Source organism: Kribbella ginsengisoli (assembly GCF_039537185.1).
GTDB lineage: Bacteria > Actinomycetota > Actinomycetes > Propionibacteriales > Kribbellaceae > Kribbella > Kribbella koreensis.
This window is the reverse complement of record NZ_BAABAA010000005.1, coordinates 1-15,645: the sequence shown is the minus strand read 5'-3', so window position 1 is coordinate 15,645 and position 15,645 is coordinate 1. Positions and strand designations below refer to the sequence as shown.

Sequence of the window (15,645 nt, the reverse complement as noted above, 5' to 3'; positions counted from 1 at the left end):
GTTCGCCGCCCTACCCTAGGCGGCTCGCCGGGCATGAGCGAGTCCACAGCGAATTACTTCAGCAAACCTTTGAGGTGCTCGGTTAGACCAGCATCAAAAAGCATTGCCCGTGCCCGCCTGCGCTGGCACCTTTCGTGACGCCACCGTCGCAGTGCGCGACGACTCGTCTGCACGAAAGGAACAGGTCCTTGACTCTTTCTCGCTTCGCCCGGCGGATCGCTGCCGCGGGAACCGGACTGCTACTCGCCGGCACCACCTTCGTCACCGTCGGCGCGCCCACCGCATCCGCGGCCGGCCACGGTGCCGGCTTCTACGGCGTCTGGGCCGATGGTGTCGCCGTCCGCGGTGTCACCGGCGAGCAGTGCAGCCTGTACCCCGGACCGTTCAACTGCCCGAACGTCATCGACACCGTCAACTCGTGGAGCGTCGTCAAGATCTTCTGCCAGAACAGCGCCGGAACCGTCGTCGGCGGTAACCCGTACTGGGTCTGGGTCGAGACCCCGAACAACATCCGCGGCTACATGTCGAGCTACTACATCGAGAACGCGACGAACAGCATCGACGGCCTGGAGGAGTGCTGACCCAGCGTCCTGTCACCGGAAACCACACCGGTTTCCGGTGACAGCGCTGTCATGTCAGGACTAGGTTGGCGACCATGTTGCGCAGACTGAGTTTGCTGGTCGTGGCCGGCCTTGCCGCCGCGACCCTTACGTCCACCACCGCGAACGCCGCGTCCGCAGTACCGGCCGGGCACCAGCGGCCGACCGTGCGATGCGAGTTCACGCCGACGCCGGAGAACCCAGCCGCCAAGCCGGTCACCGTGCCGAAGGCGAAGGCGCTCGCGAAGGGCACGGTCGACGTGTTCTTCGTGACCAACTACGGGCCGTTCGTGGTGCGGATGGACCGGGCCAACGCGCCGTGCGGGGTGTCCAGCTTCGTCCACCTGGTGAACAGCCGGTTCTACGACCGGACGCAGTGCTTCCGGCTGACGAACTCGGCCCGGCTCGGTGTCCTGCAATGCGGTGACATCTACCGCCAGGAGGAGGGCGGGCCGGGGTACAAGTTCCCCGACGAGGTGACCGGCAAGGAGACCTACCCGCGCGGCACCGTTGCTATGGGCAACCAAGGGCCGGGGACCAACGGGAGTGAGTTCTTCGTCGTGCACTCGTTCGCCAACATCCCGCCGAACTACACCGTGCTCGGGCACGTGATCTTCGGGATGTCCACCTTCGACCGGATGGTCAAGGCCGGCATCGCCGACCCGGACCAGGACGGCCCGCCCACCTACCCGATCCGCATCCTCAAGGTCCTCACCTTGGACTGAGTCCCCTTGGGGGAGGGTAATTCGGGCGGCCGCGGGCTAGCTTGAAGGCGTGACCACACGACGCGGTCGCCCGCGGCATCCCGACGTACTGACTCCTGCCGAGTGGCGGGTGGTGGACGCGGTCCGGCACGGGTTGTCGAACCGGCAGATCGCCGCCCGCCGCGGGATCAGCGTCGACGCGGTCAAGTTCCACGTCGCCAACGCGTTGCAGAAGCTCGGGCTGGATCGCCGGGCCGAGCTGCGCGGCTGGCGTGGGATACCAGTCGGCAGCGCGCTGCGAGAGGGAGTCTGCGGGATGGCAGTCCAGCTAGGCGTGATCGGGCAGATCTCGCGACCTGTCCGCGACATCCAGGTCGCCGTTCGGTGGTACGGGGAAGTGCTCGGGTTGCCGCATCTCTACACCTTCGGCGACCTGGCGTTCTTCGACTGCGGTGGGACCCGGCTCTTCCTGAGCGCGAGCGACGAGGCGGTCGGTGAACCTTCGGTCCTGTACTTCCGGGTCGATGACATCAACGCGGCGTACGACGAACTGGCCGCGCGCGGCGTCACCTTCGAGGCGGCGCCGCATCTGATCCACAAACATGACGACGGGGTCGAGGAATGGATGGCGTTCTTCCCCGACCCCGACGGACATCTGCTGGCGCTGATATCCCAGGTCTAGTCTTCGGGCTTCCAGACGTCCGTGCGGGTCATCCCGGCCGCGCGGCCCTTGGCGGAGATGACCAGGGCCATCTTGCGGGAGGCCTCGTCGATCATCTCGTCGCCCAGCATCACCGCGCCGCGGGCACCGCCGGCGGCCGAGGTGTAGTGGTCGTAGGCGTCGAGGATGTTCTCGGAGTGGTCGTAGTCCTCCTGCCGCGGCGAGAAGACCTCGTTGGCGGCGGCGATCTGGTCGGGGTGCAGCACCCACTTGCCGTCGAAGCCGAGGGCGGCGGCGCGGCCGGCCACCCGGCGGAACCCGTCGACGTCCTTGATCTGCAGGTACGGGCCGTCGATCGCCTGCTTGCCGTAGGCGCGGGCCGCCATCAGGATCTGCATCAGGATGTAGTGGTAGGCGTCGCCGACGTCGTACCCGGGCGGCTGCTCGCCGACCACCAACGACTTCATGTTGATCGACGCCATGAAGTCGGCCGGCCCGAAGATGATCGTCTCGACCCGCGGCGAGGCGGCCGCGATCGCGTTCACGTTGGTCAGCCCGAGCGCGTTCTCGATCTGCGCCTCGATCCCGATCCGGCCCTGCTCGTAGCCGTGCACCTTCTCCAGCTGGGTCAGCAGCAGGTCGAGCGCGACCACCTGCTCGGCGGTCTGCACCTTCGGCAGCATGATGCAGTCGAGGTTGGCGCCGGCCCCGGCCACCACCTCGATCACGTCGCCGTAGGTCCACTCGGTGGTCCAGTCGTTCACCCGGACCACGCGGATCTTGTTCCCCCAGCCGCCCTCGTTCAGCGCGGCGACGACGCTCTTGCGCGCGTCCACCTTCGCGATCGGCGCGACCGAGTCCTCCAGGTCGAGGAACACCTGGTCGGCGTCCAGGCCCTTGGCCTTCTCCAGGAAACGGGGGTTGGAGCCCGGTGTGGCCAGGCAGGAACGCCTGCTCCGGAGGGCCTTGCTGGTGGTCGTCTGGTCAGCCATCGCCGCATCCTTCAGTCCGGTTACCCGTCGGTCACTCGCAGCGTACGGCGAAACCTCGGGCCGTACCTCGGTGACATCCCTCACGCCCGAAGGGGATGTGTCCGGGGTCACCGGCTCCCGGACGACCCCAGGCGTGAGCGATGATCGGTGCTGTGCTGGAGCCTCTCGGACTAACTCGTGCTGAGCAGGACCTCTACGAAGACCTGGTATCGCGGCTGCCGGTGACCGAGGCGGAGGTCAGTGACCCCGCTGCCGCGAAGCGCCTGGTCGAGCTCGGTCTGCTCTCCCTGATGCCCTCCAACCCCCCTCGCTACCTGGTACTGCCGCCAGACATCGCCCTGGAACTCCTACTCCGGGACCGCGAGCTGGAGTTGGCCAAGGCGCGGCAGGAGACGGTGCTGCTCGCCACCAGCTTCCACACCAGTACTACGCGCAGCGAGCCGGCCGAGCTGATCGAAGTACTCCGGGGTGAGCCTGAGATCGCAGCGGGCATCGAACGGCTGGTCCGGAGCGCCAGGAGTGAGGTCTGCTTCTCGGACGCGCCGCCGTTCATGGCTGACCCGAGTCAAGTCCACCAGAACGAGCTGGAGCACCTCCGCGAGGGCATCTCGTTCCGGATCCTCTACGACCGGAAGGGGTCCGTCGACCGGCCCGGGCGGCTGGCGTCGCGGGTCAGCGGCGTCAACGACGGCGAGCGGGCCCGGGTGGGCGAGGTACCGCTCAAGCTGATCCTGACCGACGGGCCGATGGCGTTCGTGCCGATCGACATCGGCGCCAGCCAGTACTCCGCAGCGCTGCTGATCCACGACCCGACGCTGGTGGCGACTCTGCAGGCGCTGTTCGAGCTGCTGTGGAGCAGGGCCGTCCCACTGGCCACGTACGCCGGGCAGTCGGGCCGTACGGACCGTCCGACCGAGCAGGAGCGGGAGTTGCTCGCCCTGCTGATGTCAGGGCTCACGGACAGTGAGACGGCGACTCAGCTGGGCTGGACCGAGCGCAATGTCCGCTCCCGGATCGAGCGGATGCGTCAGCGGCTTGGCGCCGACACCAGGTTCCAGGCGGGCCACCAGGCCGTACTCCGGGGATGGCTGGACTCACATGACGGATGACCTCGCAGTACTCGGCCTGACACCGGCCGAGCAGGCGGCGTACCGGGCGCTGATCGCGCATCAGCCTGTACCGGCCGGTGAGGTGTTGACGGCCCTGGTGGACAAGGGGTTGGCGACGCCTGTCGACGGCGGGCATGAGGCCGTGGCGCCGGACATCGCGCTGGAGGTGCTGATCCTCGACCGGGAGCGGCAGCTGCGGGAGGCCCGCGAGCACATCTCGTCGCTCATGGTTGCCTACCGCAAGCATGTGACGGCGCCACGGCCGACGCTGCTCGAATACGTCGGGGATGCCGCTGCTGTGCGACAGCGGATCGTGCAGGTCCAGCAGGCGGCGCGGCTGGAGGTGCGTCGGCTGATCCGGACTCCGCAGGTGCCTCTTGAGGTTCACGTCGAATGCCGGACGATCTACGAGACAGCAGCGTTGCAGCCGGATCCGTGTGGCGAGGTGCGGGTGGTGCCGACGCTGCCGGTGGAGCTTTACCTCGTCGACGACCGCATGGCGTTGATCATGCTCGGTGAGGACCGCGCTGCGATTCTTCAGCCGTGTGGGTTGCTCGATGCGTACCAAGAGCTGTTCGAGCGGCTGTGGGAGCGGGCACTGCCTGCTGTGCCCGACGAGGAGGCAGAGGCTCGCTTGCTGACCTCGCTGCTGCTGTCGGGGCTCTCGGACGGGCAGATCGCTCGTGAACTCGGGGTGAGCCCGCGGACGGCACAGCGGAAGCTCGCTGGGCTGATGCAGGAGCTGGGCGCGCAGACCCGGTTCCAGGCCGGGGCACAGGCGGCTCTGCGCGACCTCTGACCGCTTGCCCAGGTGGTGTGACAACCTAGGCGGGTGACGACTGACGAGGCTGTTGCGGAGATCGCCGGGGTGATGAAGAAGGCCGGGCTCGTCTGGTTGTCCTGGAACGGCGGACGGCCTGCACCGGCTTGGTTTGCGACGGTGGACGGGGCGTACGTAGTACTGGCCGACAGGGCTGGGAGTGCCGAGCAGCCGCTGCCTGGGTTGGCTGAGGCGGGGACGGCTGAGGTCGTAGTACCGGCTAAGCCCGCTACTAACCGGCTGGCAGGGTGGAAGGCGTCGGTACGGCGCCTGGATCCCGCTAGCGAGGAGTGGACGGCCGCTGCGCTGGTACTGCGCACAGAGCGCCTCAACGCGGACGGCCTGGACACCCAGCTCGACCGCTGGCGGGTGGAGGCCGACCTGCTCATCCTGGAGCCCACTGGCGAGATCACCGAGACTGTCGGCCGGTACGACGGGCAGTCCCGGCTGGAGACGCCTACAGGGAGCACTGCGACCACCCGTGGCAAGCGGCCGATCACCTTCCACCGGCGCTCCAACCGCCGCCCCAAGCTCACCTGAAACATGTCTTAGGCGGGGAGAGCTAGCCGGGGGCACTAGCCTTCGAGTTATGAGCGGCCCTCCTACGCGCGTCTACGTGGCCCGGCTGGCTGGTCTTCCCGTGTACGACCCGAACGGGGACCAGGTCGGCAAGGTCCGCGACGTCGTCGTCATGCTCCGGCAGGGGACCCAGCCGCCGCGGGTGCTCGGGCTGGTGGTCGAGGTGTTCACCCGGCGGCGGATCTTCCTGCCGATGACCCGGGTGACCTCGGTGGACGTGGGGCACGTGATCACGACCGGGCTGGTCAACATGCGCCGGTTCGAACAGCGCAGTACCGAAGTACTGGTGCTCGGCGAGCTACTGGACCGGACGGTGACGATCGTCGAGTCGGGTGCGCAGGCCACTGTGTTCGACCTCGCGATGGAGCAGTGGCGGACCCGCGACTGGGTGCTGACGAAGGTGGCCGTCACTGAGGGCGGCAAGCGGTTCCGGCGACGCAGGGGTCAGTCGCATGTGCTCGACTGGGCCGACGTGAGCGGGTTCGCTTCGGTGGAGGAGGGTCAGGGCGCCACCCACATCCTGGCGGCCTTCGACTCGATGAAGGCGGCGGACCTGGCCGGCGTACTGCATGAGCTGTCGCCCAAGCGGCGCAAGGAGATCGCTGCGGCGCTGGACGACGAGCGGCTGGCCGACGTACTGGAAGAGCTGCCCGAGGACGACCAGGTGGAGATCCTGGCCGGCCTGGATACCGAGCGGGCCGCGGACGTGCTCGAGGAGATGTCGCCCGATGATGCGGCCGACCTGATCGCTGAGCTGCCGACCGAGACCGCCGAGGCGCTGCTGACGTTGATGGAGCCGGACGAGGCTGAGGACGTCCGGCGGCTGCTGACGTACGAGGAGCGGACCGCTGGTGGTCTGATGACGTCGGAGCCGGTGATCCTGCCTGCGGACGCCACTGTCGCCGATGCGCTCGCGCATGTGCGGAATGCCGAATTGAGCCCGGCGCTGGCCGCGATGATCTACGTCTGCCGGCCGCCGCTGGAGACCCCGACCGGCCGGTTCATCGGCATCGGCCACATCCAGCGGCTGCTGCGCGAGCCGCCGTCAGCGCTGGTGTCCGGGGTGCTGGACACCGACCTCGACGGGCTGCGGCCGGATGACAGCCTGCATGCCGTGAGCAAGTACCTCGCTACCTACAACCTGGTGGCGGCACCTGTGCTCGACGACGAGGGCCGCTTGCTCGGCGCGGTCACCGTGGACGACGTGCTCGACCATCTGCTCCCCGACGACTGGCGCGAACCCGATCAGCAGGAGGTGGACGGCCATGCCCCGTGACGACCGCAGTACCGACGAGCGCCGGTTGACCCGGCCGGCCGCCGACCGGCTGGACATCCCGCGCGAGCTGCGGCGGACGATCGTGCGGCGGCGGGCGTACGACGCGGACGCGTTCGGCCGGCTGTCGGAGCGGATCGCCCGGTTCCTCGGCACCGGGCAGTTCCTGGTCTACATGACCCTGACGATCGTGCTCTGGGTGCTCTGGAACATCTTCGCGCCGGAGAACATGCGCTGGGACCAGTACCCGTTCATCTTCCTGACGCTGGCCCTGAGCCTCCAGGCCTCGTACGCCGCTCCGCTGATCCTGCTCGCGCAGAACCGGCAGGAGGCCCGCGACCGGGTCCAGTACGAGCGCGATCGCGACGTCGACGCCCGGACCCGGGCGGACATGGAGTTCCTGGCCCGCGAGATGGCCGCCCTGCGGATGTCCGTCGGCGAGGTCGCCACCCGCGACTTCCTCCGCTCGGAACTGCGCTCGCTGCTGGCCGAGCTCGACCTCAAGGACCGCGAGGACGACCGCGTCTGAGGTAGGTCTGGGGCCCGCGTGATCGGTTAGGTTCGCCTTGCCGGGCCTAGGTCACAGTGGACTGGGGTCCGGTGGGGGTTGCGCAGCACGTAGCCTTGTGGACATGGCCCCAACTGCTGACCAAGTGACCGCCGCACTGGGTGGCGTCATCGACCCGGAGATCAAGAAGCCGATCACTGAACTCGGCATGGTCGAATCCGTCGTGGTGAAAACCGACGGCGTGGTCGCGGTGAAGATCCTGCTGACCGTCGCCGGCTGCCCGATGAAGGACACCCTGCGCCGCGACACCACCGCCGCCGTCAGCGCCCTCGACGGCGTGACCGGGGTGGAGATCGAGCTCGGCGTGATGTCGACCGAGCAGCGCGCCGCCCTGCAGACCCAGCTGCGTGGCGGGGTGGCCGAGAAGGAGATCCCGTTCGCACGGGCCGACTCGCTGACCAAGGTGTTCGCGATCGCGTCCGGCAAGGGTGGCGTCGGCAAGTCGTCGGTGACGGTGAACCTGGCCGTCGCGATGGCGGCCAAGGGGCTGTCGGTCGGCGTACTGGACGCCGACATCTACGGCCACTCGATCCCCGCGATGTTCGGCGTCGCGGACGAGCGGCCGACCGCCGTGGACGACATGATCATGCCGGTGCCCGCGCATGGCGTGAAGGTGATCTCGATCGGCATGCTCAAGCCCAAGCGCGACCAGGTCGTCGCCTGGCGTGGGCCGATCCTGGACCGCGCGCTGGTACAGATGCTGGCCGACGTCTACTGGGGCGACCTCGACGTCCTGCTGCTCGACCTGCCGCCGGGTACCGGCGACATCGCGATCTCGGTCGGCCAGCGGCTGACCAGCGCGGAGGTCATCGTGGTGACGACCCCGCAGGAGGCTGCCGCCGAGGTGGCCGAGCGGGCCGGCACGATGGCGCAGATGGTCCACCAGCGGGTGGCCGGCGTGATCGAGAACATGTCGTTCCTCCCCTGCCCGCACTGCGGCCCTTCCCACCGCATCGAGATCTTCGGCTCGGGCGGTGGAGCCCGCGTCGCGTCGACCCTGTCCCAGCGCCTCGGCTACGAGATCCCGCTGCTCGGCGAGGTCCCCCTCGACGAACGTCTCCGCAGCGGCGGCGACATCGGCCAGCCCCTGGTGATGGCCGACCCGGAGACTCCCGCCGCCCTGGTCCTCAACGAAATAGCCGACCGCTTGGGCGGCAAGCCCCGAGGCCTCCTCGGCCGCCAGCTAGGCCTCTCCCCAGCCGGCCGCTAGGTCTTCAGTGGGTTGCCGGCCTCCGCGAGAGCGGGTTTGGCCGGTGGATGCCATCGGGCGGAGTCAGGCCTTTGGCGTCGGTAGTTTGGACGGATGTTTCTGAGAGCTGTTGGGGTGGTGGCGGGCTGCCTGTGTATGGCGCTGGCCGTCGTCGGATGTGACGACGCAGCGCCTAGGCAGAGCGCGAGTGTGTCGCCGGAGAAGCCGGTGCCGCCCAAGTGGGAGGTTGCCTACTCCAGCAAGTCGGTGGACTCGTCGTTCTTCTCCGTCGCCGTGACGGCGAACGAGGTGTGGGCACTGGGCGTGCAAGACCCCAGCGGCGCGCGACCCGGGCGCGAGTTGCTGATGCGGCTGCGGGACGGCAAGTGGGAGCCGGTTGCGCTGCCACCGGCGTACGCCGGCGCGACAGACCTTTCCAACGTGCAGTTCGCCGCGGCTCCTGATTCGAACGACGTCTGGCTGTACGCCGCGGTCAAGAGCAAGCCGTACGCCTGGCGCTGGGACGGCAGCCGCTGGCTGGCCGCACCTGGTGCCATCAGCCCGCTGGCAGTACTGGTACTGGCACCGGACGACATCTGGGCCGTCGACTCCTTCGGCGCGGTCGTCCGCCACTGGAACGGACGACGCTGGAACGACGCCGGGCTGAAGAACTTCCAGGCCACCACGTTCTCAGCGGTTGCCCCGGACGACATCTGGGCGGTCGGCGCGACCGTCACGGCCAGCGTCCTGCAGCCGGCGGCCAGGCACTTCGACGGGCGGACCTGGCGGACGGTCCCGGTCCGGCCGTACCACTTCAAGACCAAGTCGCTGGAGAGCGAATCCACCAGCCTCACCAAGGTGGTCGCCGTCGGACCCGACGATGTCTGGGCCCTCGGCAGCCATACCGGCAGCGCCGGCATCGCGGAGGACAACCCGCCGGAGGAGAAGATCGTCCTGCACTGGACCGGCGACCGCTGGGAGGAGGCGCCGAAGTCCCTGCACAGCTGGACTCTCGGCGTCGACGGCGAAGGCGGCGTCATCCTGCCGGACATCAGTACGCAGCGAACAGCCGGCGGCCAACTCCGTCGAATCGGCCCACCCCAGCTGCTGCCCGGCCCCACCGGCAAGCTCACCCCCGCCGACCGCGCCCAGAAGCCGAGCGTGTCCGCGCTGTCCCCCGACCCGCGAACGAAAACCATCTGGGCCGTCGGCTACGTCGGCATCAGCGCCTACGACGCCACCTCCCCCAGCAAAGGCCCGTTCTACCAACGCGCCGTCATCCTTCGCTTCAACCCCGGCAAACTCTGATCAAGCGCGGGCTTACGAAAGCCGTGCCTACGAGGCAGGGGCACCAAGAGCCTGCACAGACAACAATTATGGTGCATTTGTTGCAAGGGTGGCATTATTTATGCGCTAGATGTTGCACAGGGGCCGTAGACGAGTGGACTTTGCTGATGAACGTTGCACAGACTGCGCATCCTGCGGGCCGCCTTGAGTTCGCAACCGAGAGCACTCGCTCGCGCCTGTCCCGGTGGCACAAGTCTGGTCGGGCGATTCGCCTGGCGCCAGGGCTTTACGCTGTCGATGCGACCCTTCCGCCGGAGAAGGTCGCCTATCAGCACCGCTTTGCCATCGCGGCCCATCTGTGGCCTGGTGCGGTGCTGTGCGACCGCACGGCGCTGAGTGGCGGTGAGCCAGTCGACGGGTGGCTCTTCCTCTGTCATCCGGATCCTCAACGCCGGGCGGATCTGACGGTGCCTGGACTCACCTTCTCGGTCCGGATCGGACCAGGGCACTTGCCGGGCGATATGGCCATGCCATCAGGCTTGTTTCTCTCTGGCCGCGCCAGAGTTCTGATCGAGAACGCGCAGACTCGAGGTCGTCCCAGGGAAGGTAAGCCCGCCAGGCAAGCTGGAATCGCCACCGTCGAGGACCAGATGGACGAGCAGGCCCGGGTCGGCGGAGCAGGTCGAGTTCGCGCTCTGCTTCAACAGTTGGACGTGATCTCCGGCCACTTCAACGATCGTTCCGTCGAGGCTGTTCGAAGCCGGCTGGCGGCGTTGATCGGCACCCGCGCCGAGACGGAGTTCAAGTCAGCCAAGTTCGCGGCACGGCTCGAGGGGCAGCCCTATGACGAGCACCGGCTGCAATTGCTCGGCCGTCTGGTCGACTATCTCCACACGGTCCCTCCCGTGCCCAGACCTGCCCTCGGTGGAACACAGCAATGGCAGTGGCTGCCGTTCTTCGAGTCGTACTTCTCCAATTTCATCGAAGGCACCCAGTTCGGCGTCGAGGAAGCCCGGCGTATCGCGATCGACGGCGATGTGCCCGTCGCGAGACCACAAGACGCCCACGATGTCGCGGCGACCTACCGGATCGCCTCGGATCCGGAGCTGTCCGCCGAGGTGCCGATGTCCGGGGAGAAACTACTGGACCTTCTGGTCGAAAGGCACGCCACGTTGATGGCTGCCCGCGAAGACAAGCGGCCCGGACAGTTCAAAGAACAGCAGAACTACGCAGGCGGCTACGCCTTCGTGGCGCCCGAGATGGTTCTTGGCACACTTCGCCGCGGCTTCGATGCCATCTCCTCTGTCATCGATCCATTTCAGCGCGCGGTCGCGATCATGCTGTTGCTAACCGAGGTACATCCGTTCGACGACGGCAACGGACGGATCGCCCGGTTGTTCGCCAACGCCGAACTCAGCACCGCGGGGCAGATCCGGATAGTGATCCCGACCGTCTTTCGAAACAACTATCTCGCCGGACTGGTCGGCGTCAGCAACGGCGCCGGCGACGGCCAGACCCTTCACTCGGTACTGGACTTCGCCCAGCGATGGACCGCAACCGTCGACTGGCGTACCTATGAGGCGGCCGACACAGAACTGCGAGAAGGCAACGCCTACATGGACTCCGCGGTAGCCGAGTCGAGCGGCATTCGGCTCCGTCTGAGGAGCTAGCGCTACACGCCAGCCGGTTCAGGCGGGCACCTCGACAGGTGGCACCAGCCTGGCCAGCGACCTCGCAGTCACCTCACACCTGCACCAGCCAGCCCCGGCATACGACCTGACAGTCACCTCACCCGTACGGTGCCTGCGACGATCACGCTGCTCTCACCAAGCGGGCGGCGAAGCAGCCCGCGCACCAGGGCGGGTGGGAGCTCAGCGCCGTGGGAGCGACGTAGGAGCGAGCGTGGCGCCGGCGTGGGGTGGTACCTGGTGGCTGGTGGGTGCTACGTGGCTTCGGGGTCGAAAGGGGCTCGGGTGCCGGCTGGGAGGCGTTCGGGGGCGGTGTAGCCGTTGGAGACGGGCTTGTCGTCGAAGTCGCCGTCGATGCCGTCGAGGAGGTGTTTGCGGACGAAGCTGCGGGGGTTGAGGTCGCGGACGTCCAGGTCGGCGAACTCCGGGCCGAGCTCCTCGCGGAGGTCGTTCTGGGCCTTGCTGACCATCCCGCGGACCTGGCCGAGCAGCTTGGCGGCGGTGCGGACGAACTCCGGGAGCCGGTCTGGGCCGAAGACGAGAATCGCGACGATGGCGATCACCGCTATCTCGAGCGGACCGATGTTGAACATGCCCCACCTTTTCCGAGGTTCCGTTGCGCCGCGGACAGCCTAGCCCGCTGCTGGTCGACAACCAGTCCGGGTCGCTCAGCCTTCCTGGGCGGTCAGCTTGAGCGTCACCTCGCGCGGTTTGCCGCCGCGCTCGAAGACGAGCCGGACGTTCTCGCCGGGCTGGTGCGTGCGGATCGCGACGATCAGCGCCTCGGCGGTGTCCACCGGCTGACTGTTGATCTGGGTGATCACGTCACCGGTCCGCAGTCCGGCTCGCTGGGCCGCGCTCTTCGGCAGGATCTCGCTCACCCGGGCGCCGCCCTCGAACTGCATGTCCACGTTCGCGCCGATCACCGGGTACGACGCGTGGCCGGAGGCGATCAGTTGCTGCGCGGTACGCCGCGCTTGGTCGATCGGGATCGCGAAACCGAGCCCGATGTTTCCACTCGAACCCGGCTCAGCACCACGCACCGTAGCGATCGCCGAGTTCACGCCGATCACATGAGCGTCCATGTCGACCAAGGGCCCGCCCGAGTTGCCCGGGTTGATCGCCGCGTCGGTCTGCAGCGCGTTGATGTACGAGGTCTGCTCGCCGTCGCCGCCGGCGCTGACCGGGCGGTTCTTGGCCGACACGATGCCCGAGGTGACCGTTCCGGCCAGGCCGAGCGGCGAACCGATCGCCACCACGTCCTGCCCGACGACCGCCTTCGCGGACTCACCGAACTGCACCGACGGCGCGTCGACCCCGAACACCTGGACCACCGCCAGGTCGTACGCCGGTGAGCGGCCGACCAGGCGAGCCGTGGCGACCTTGCCCTTCTGCGTCACCACCTGGATCGAACCGCCGTCCGCCGCGGCCGCGACGACGTGGTTATTGGTCAGGATGTGCCCGGAGCCGTCGATGACGAAGCCGGAGCCGGTGGCGCTGGAGTCGTCCGACCCCTCCACCTTGAGCTGGACCACGCTCGGCAGCAGCGTCTGGGCGACGGCCGAGACGGAGCCGGTCTTGATCTTCGGGTCGGCGCCGGTACCGATCTCCGGACCGGAGTCGTCGACGCTGTTCTTGTCCAGAGCCACCACCGCCACGGCCGCACCTCCGCCTGCGACCAGACCGACCAGCAGCGCGACCACGGCGGCCAGGCTGATGATCTTGTTGCGCTTCTCCGGCGGTGCCGGGGTGTAGGCGCGCGCCTGCTGCTGGTGCCAGTCCAGCGGCGGCGGAGGCACATATGTCCCCTGCATGGCCTGCCCAGCGGAGTACGTGGGCCGGAACCCGTTCTCCTGCGGCTCGGGCCGCCCGAAGCTGCGCTGGGTCGTCGACCGCCCGTTGCTCTGCCGGTACGCCGAACTGCTGCTCCCCGGCGCCGGCAACGGCTGCGACCCCGCCATGGTGTTCGGCGGAGTCAGCGCGGAGACCGCCGGACTCCCCGCGTGCCCATTGGTCGGAGGAGCCGCCCCGAAGAAGCCCGTGCCCGCCGCCGGCACTGCAGGGGGAGGTGTGGGGGCAGGCGCAGGAGTAACCGGCGTCGGCGCAGTCAGACCTGCGGCCGCCTCGGCGAGGGTCGAGTCGCCCGCCGGCGCCCCACCCTCCTGGCTGCTCTCCGGAACCGCAGGGTTCCGGGGCGTCGGTTCGGCGTCATCCCAGCTCACGGTGCCCGCCTCACGTCGTCGTCATCTTGGAGTCGGGAGCCGCCCGCACCGGGGTGCCGGCAGGTAGTCCCACAATTCATTATCCCAGCTTGTGGGAAAGCGCACCCATCGGTGTGAGCCAAGAGGCGATTTTAGCCAACCCGGTGCCCATCCGCTGGACCGCCGTCACCTTCGGCGGCGGCACATGCGGGAACGCCGCGACAACCTTGCCGAGCGTCTCGAACGGCAGGTCGCCGACCATCGTGTAGACGATCCCATCGGACGACCAGACGACGTACGACGGCATCCCGTACCGCTGGTAGACCCGAGCCCCCTCAGGCGTCGTCGACGCCGTGTAGCCCGCCACTGCGGCCGGGTCGAGCTCCCCGCGCTGCTCGAAGAGCGAGACGTTGAACAGCCCGTCGGAGTACGAGAACTGCAGCGACTTGGTCGCCTGGTCCTGGTGCACGTCGTAAAGCTGCAGCGACGCCGGCAGCACGGGCGAGCACGTCCAGCCCTGCGAGCGCAGCCCGTCGACACTGCCCATCCCGACCGCCTCGACGCTGCCCGGAGCCATCGGAGGCAGGTGGCCGATGAACTCGGACTCCTCGATCTCCAGGTCGGTGAACACGGTCGCCCGGACCAGCGTCTTGCCGTCATCGCTGAACAACTGCCGCTGCAGCAGCAACCCGGTCGCCTGGTCGATCCAGAACCGCGCCGCCAGCGTCCGGTCACCCCGGAGCGCCTCGATCAGTACCGCCGCCCGCCCGATCGTGTCCGTGCAGCACTTATAGGCGAGCTCGTAGGTCGCCTTGAGCAGCGAGAGCGGCCCGCCGTCGACAGTCGGCCCCACTGCGTGGCTGGCGCGCTGTACGAACGCCTTGGCGCCCGGTGACGCGGACGACCCGACCACGCTGATCTCAGACCCCTGCGATGCCGCGTGGACGATGTCGAGCATCGCGGAGCTCGACCCCTGCGATCCCCAGGAGGTGATGATCTGGGTGCCGTGGTACGACACGTGGTCCGGCGCTGCCGCCGCACGCTCCAGCCAGGCGACAGCGTTCGGATTGTCCTCGCGCTGCGCCACCGGGACAGGCGTCGCCGCAGCAGGCATGGGCAGGCCGAAGCCGATCAGCGCAGTGCCGACCAGTACGGCGAGCCGGGAGAGGCTCATCGGTCAGCGGCCTGTCAGAGCCACCGGCTGCAGCGTCGGGCTCAGCCCGGCGTAGCCAGCCCCGTTGAAGGAGTTCATCAGCGCTACCGGGTCCGCGAACGGAGCACCGGCGGTTGCAGCCGCGTGGTCGACGCTGAAGCTCGTGACCGGCGGTTGCAGTGACGGCGGTTGCTCCGACCGAGCCGGGTCGCCCAGCACGAACGCAGTACCGAGCAGGGAGGCCATGGCGGCGGCAGAGCCGGCTGCGCCCAGTACGCCGGTACGCCGGCGGCTGCGGACCGCAGTACGGGACCCTGGTCGCGTTGCGTCGCTCCGAGCAGCCGGGAAGGCCGACCGCTGCGGGCTGAGCGTGAAGGCGGCCGGGGTGAGCACCGGGCGGATCTCCTCGCGCGGCTCCGTGCCGAACGACGAGACGCCCATCAGGCGCTGCATCAGGTCCATCGAGGGGTCCGGAGCGGCCGTCGCGGCCAGCCGGGCCTTGAGCCGCCGCTGGGCATCCACCTCGGAGCGGCAGGTGTCGCAGCCGACCAGGTGGCTCAGCACCTTGTCGCGCGAGTCGTGGTCGAGCTCACCGTCGACGACGGCGCTCAGCTTGTCCAAGGGGTGTTGCACGGTCACCGGTCGCCACCTCCGGCAATGCCAGGCCCGTCCGTGGGCGGGCCGCTGATACGGGTCTGACCGGACCGCGGCGCGCGGTGCTCGAGGTGCTTGCGCAGCATCGAGCGGCCCCGGTGGATCCGGCTGCGGACGGTGCCGAGCTTCACATCCAGCACGTCGGCGATCTCGTCGTACGTCATGCCC

Annotated in this window: 17 protein-coding genes; 11 read left to right on the top strand and 6 right to left on the bottom strand. The window is 68.4% G+C overall.

Annotated elements, in window-relative coordinates:
• The first annotated feature begins 188 nt into the window (after positions 1-188).
• From ABD768_RS18790 to ABD768_RS18780, 3 genes are all read left to right on the top strand, one after another.
• Positions 189-581 (top strand): hypothetical protein, encoded by a 393-nt coding sequence (locus ABD768_RS18790; RefSeq protein ID WP_343982785.1) that lies wholly within the window; start codon positions 189-191, stop codon positions 579-581.
• 74 nt (positions 582-655) lie between these two features.
• Positions 656-1,324 (top strand): peptidylprolyl isomerase, encoded by a 669-nt coding sequence (locus tag ABD768_RS18785; RefSeq protein ID WP_344842219.1) that lies wholly within the window; start codon positions 656-658, stop codon positions 1,322-1,324.
• A 49-nt stretch (positions 1,325-1,373) separates the two neighbouring features.
• A complete protein-coding gene (locus ABD768_RS18780) occupies positions 1,374-1,985 on the top strand; it encodes a VOC family protein (RefSeq protein ID WP_344842216.1) in 612 nt (203 codons plus the stop codon).
• Here ABD768_RS18780 and ABD768_RS18775 read toward each other — a convergent pair.
• On the bottom strand, positions 1,982-2,956 hold the full coding sequence (locus ABD768_RS18775; protein WP_344842213.1) for an HpcH/HpaI aldolase/citrate lyase family protein: 975 nt from the start codon (positions 2,954-2,956) through the stop codon (positions 1,982-1,984). The genes ABD768_RS18780 and ABD768_RS18775 overlap by 4 nt on opposite strands.
• Before the next feature lie 140 nt (positions 2,957-3,096).
• Here ABD768_RS18775 and ABD768_RS18770 point away from each other — a divergent pair, with 140 nt between their 5' ends.
• The 8 genes from ABD768_RS18770 to ABD768_RS18735 all read left to right on the top strand — a co-directional run bounded on the left by ABD768_RS18770 (position 3,097) and on the right by ABD768_RS18735 (position 11,451).
• Complete coding sequence (locus ABD768_RS18770; protein WP_344842210.1) at positions 3,097-4,065, top strand: LuxR C-terminal-related transcriptional regulator; 969 nt, start codon at positions 3,097-3,099, stop codon at positions 4,063-4,065.
• Positions 4,055-4,864: a hypothetical protein gene (locus tag ABD768_RS18765; RefSeq protein ID WP_344842207.1), complete on the top strand. Its 810-nt coding sequence runs from the start codon at positions 4,055-4,057 to the stop codon at positions 4,862-4,864. Before ABD768_RS18770 ends, ABD768_RS18765 begins: the two co-directional genes overlap by 11 nt.
• A gap of 33 nt (positions 4,865-4,897) precedes the next feature.
• The gene (locus ABD768_RS18760) at positions 4,898-5,425 is read left to right on the top strand and encodes a hypothetical protein (protein ID WP_344842204.1); all 528 of its coding nucleotides are present in this window, start codon (positions 4,898-4,900) and stop codon (positions 5,423-5,425) included.
• Positions 5,426-5,474: 49 nt separating this feature from the next.
• Positions 5,475-6,740: a magnesium transporter MgtE N-terminal domain-containing protein gene (locus tag ABD768_RS18755; RefSeq protein ID WP_343982763.1), complete on the top strand. Its 1,266-nt coding sequence runs from the start codon at positions 5,475-5,477 to the stop codon at positions 6,738-6,740.
• A complete protein-coding gene (locus tag ABD768_RS18750) occupies positions 6,730-7,266 on the top strand; it encodes a DUF1003 domain-containing protein (protein ID WP_343982761.1) in 537 nt (178 codons plus the stop codon). Before ABD768_RS18755 ends, ABD768_RS18750 begins: the two co-directional genes overlap by 11 nt.
• Before the next feature lie 103 nt (positions 7,267-7,369).
• Positions 7,370-8,515 (top strand): Mrp/NBP35 family ATP-binding protein, encoded by a 1,146-nt coding sequence (locus tag ABD768_RS18745; protein ID WP_343982758.1) that lies wholly within the window; start codon positions 7,370-7,372, stop codon positions 8,513-8,515.
• Between the two features lie 93 nt (positions 8,516-8,608).
• Positions 8,609-9,802 carry a hypothetical protein gene (locus ABD768_RS18740; protein ID WP_344842200.1) on the top strand — a complete coding sequence of 398 codons (1,194 nt, stop codon included), beginning with the start codon at positions 8,609-8,611 and terminating at the stop codon, positions 9,800-9,802.
• A 146-nt stretch (positions 9,803-9,948) separates the two neighbouring features.
• A complete protein-coding gene (locus ABD768_RS18735) occupies positions 9,949-11,451 on the top strand; it encodes a Fic family protein (protein WP_344842197.1) in 1,503 nt (500 codons plus the stop codon).
• 272 nt (positions 11,452-11,723) lie between these two features.
• Here the strand turns inward: ABD768_RS18735 and ABD768_RS18730 are convergent, their stop codons facing one another.
• The 5 genes from ABD768_RS18730 to ABD768_RS18710 form a co-directional block, all read right to left on the bottom strand.
• Positions 11,724-12,062, bottom strand: a complete 339-nt coding sequence (locus tag ABD768_RS18730; RefSeq protein ID WP_344842194.1) for a sec-independent translocase — start codon at positions 12,060-12,062, stop codon at positions 11,724-11,726.
• A 75-nt stretch (positions 12,063-12,137) separates the two neighbouring features.
• Positions 12,138-13,691 carry a S1C family serine protease gene (locus ABD768_RS18725; protein ID WP_344842191.1) on the bottom strand — a complete coding sequence of 518 codons (1,554 nt, stop codon included), beginning with the start codon at positions 13,689-13,691 and terminating at the stop codon, positions 12,138-12,140.
• Between the two features lie 79 nt (positions 13,692-13,770).
• A complete protein-coding gene (locus ABD768_RS18720; protein WP_344842188.1) occupies positions 13,771-14,844 on the bottom strand; it encodes a sigma-E factor regulatory protein RseB domain-containing protein in 1,074 nt (357 codons plus the stop codon).
• Positions 14,845-14,847: 3 nt separating this feature from the next.
• The gene (locus ABD768_RS18715) at positions 14,848-15,462 is read right to left on the bottom strand and encodes an anti-sigma factor family protein (protein ID WP_343982741.1); all 615 of its coding nucleotides are present in this window, start codon (positions 15,460-15,462) and stop codon (positions 14,848-14,850) included.
• On the bottom strand, positions 15,459-15,645 hold a 187-nt coding region (locus ABD768_RS18710; protein WP_344842184.1), incomplete at its 5' end, for a sigma factor-like helix-turn-helix DNA-binding protein. The genes ABD768_RS18715 and ABD768_RS18710, both read right to left, overlap by 4 nt.

Coding starts and splice junctions, on each gene's coding strand:
- ABD768_RS18785 (WP_344842219.1), top strand. CDS start 656: ATGTTGCGCAGACTGAGTTTGCTGGTCGTGGCCGGCCTTGCCGCCGCG.
- ABD768_RS18775 (WP_344842213.1), bottom strand. CDS start 2,956: ATGGCTGACCAGACGACCACCAGCAAGGCCCTCCGGAGCAGGCGTTCC.
- ABD768_RS18770 (WP_344842210.1), top strand. CDS start 3,097: ATGATCGGTGCTGTGCTGGAGCCTCTCGGACTAACTCGTGCTGAGCAG.
- ABD768_RS18765 (WP_344842207.1), top strand. CDS start 4,055: ATGACGGATGACCTCGCAGTACTCGGCCTGACACCGGCCGAGCAGGCG.
- ABD768_RS18755 (WP_343982763.1), top strand. CDS start 5,475: ATGAGCGGCCCTCCTACGCGCGTCTACGTGGCCCGGCTGGCTGGTCTT.
- ABD768_RS18750 (WP_343982761.1), top strand. CDS start 6,730: ATGCCCCGTGACGACCGCAGTACCGACGAGCGCCGGTTGACCCGGCCG.
- ABD768_RS18745 (WP_343982758.1), top strand. CDS start 7,370: ATGGCCCCAACTGCTGACCAAGTGACCGCCGCACTGGGTGGCGTCATC.
- ABD768_RS18740 (WP_344842200.1), top strand. CDS start 8,609: ATGTTTCTGAGAGCTGTTGGGGTGGTGGCGGGCTGCCTGTGTATGGCG.
- ABD768_RS18735 (WP_344842197.1), top strand. CDS start 9,949: ATGAACGTTGCACAGACTGCGCATCCTGCGGGCCGCCTTGAGTTCGCA.
- ABD768_RS18730 (WP_344842194.1), bottom strand. CDS start 12,062: ATGTTCAACATCGGTCCGCTCGAGATAGCGGTGATCGCCATCGTCGCG.
- ABD768_RS18720 (WP_344842188.1), bottom strand. CDS start 14,844: ATGAGCCTCTCCCGGCTCGCCGTACTGGTCGGCACTGCGCTGATCGGC.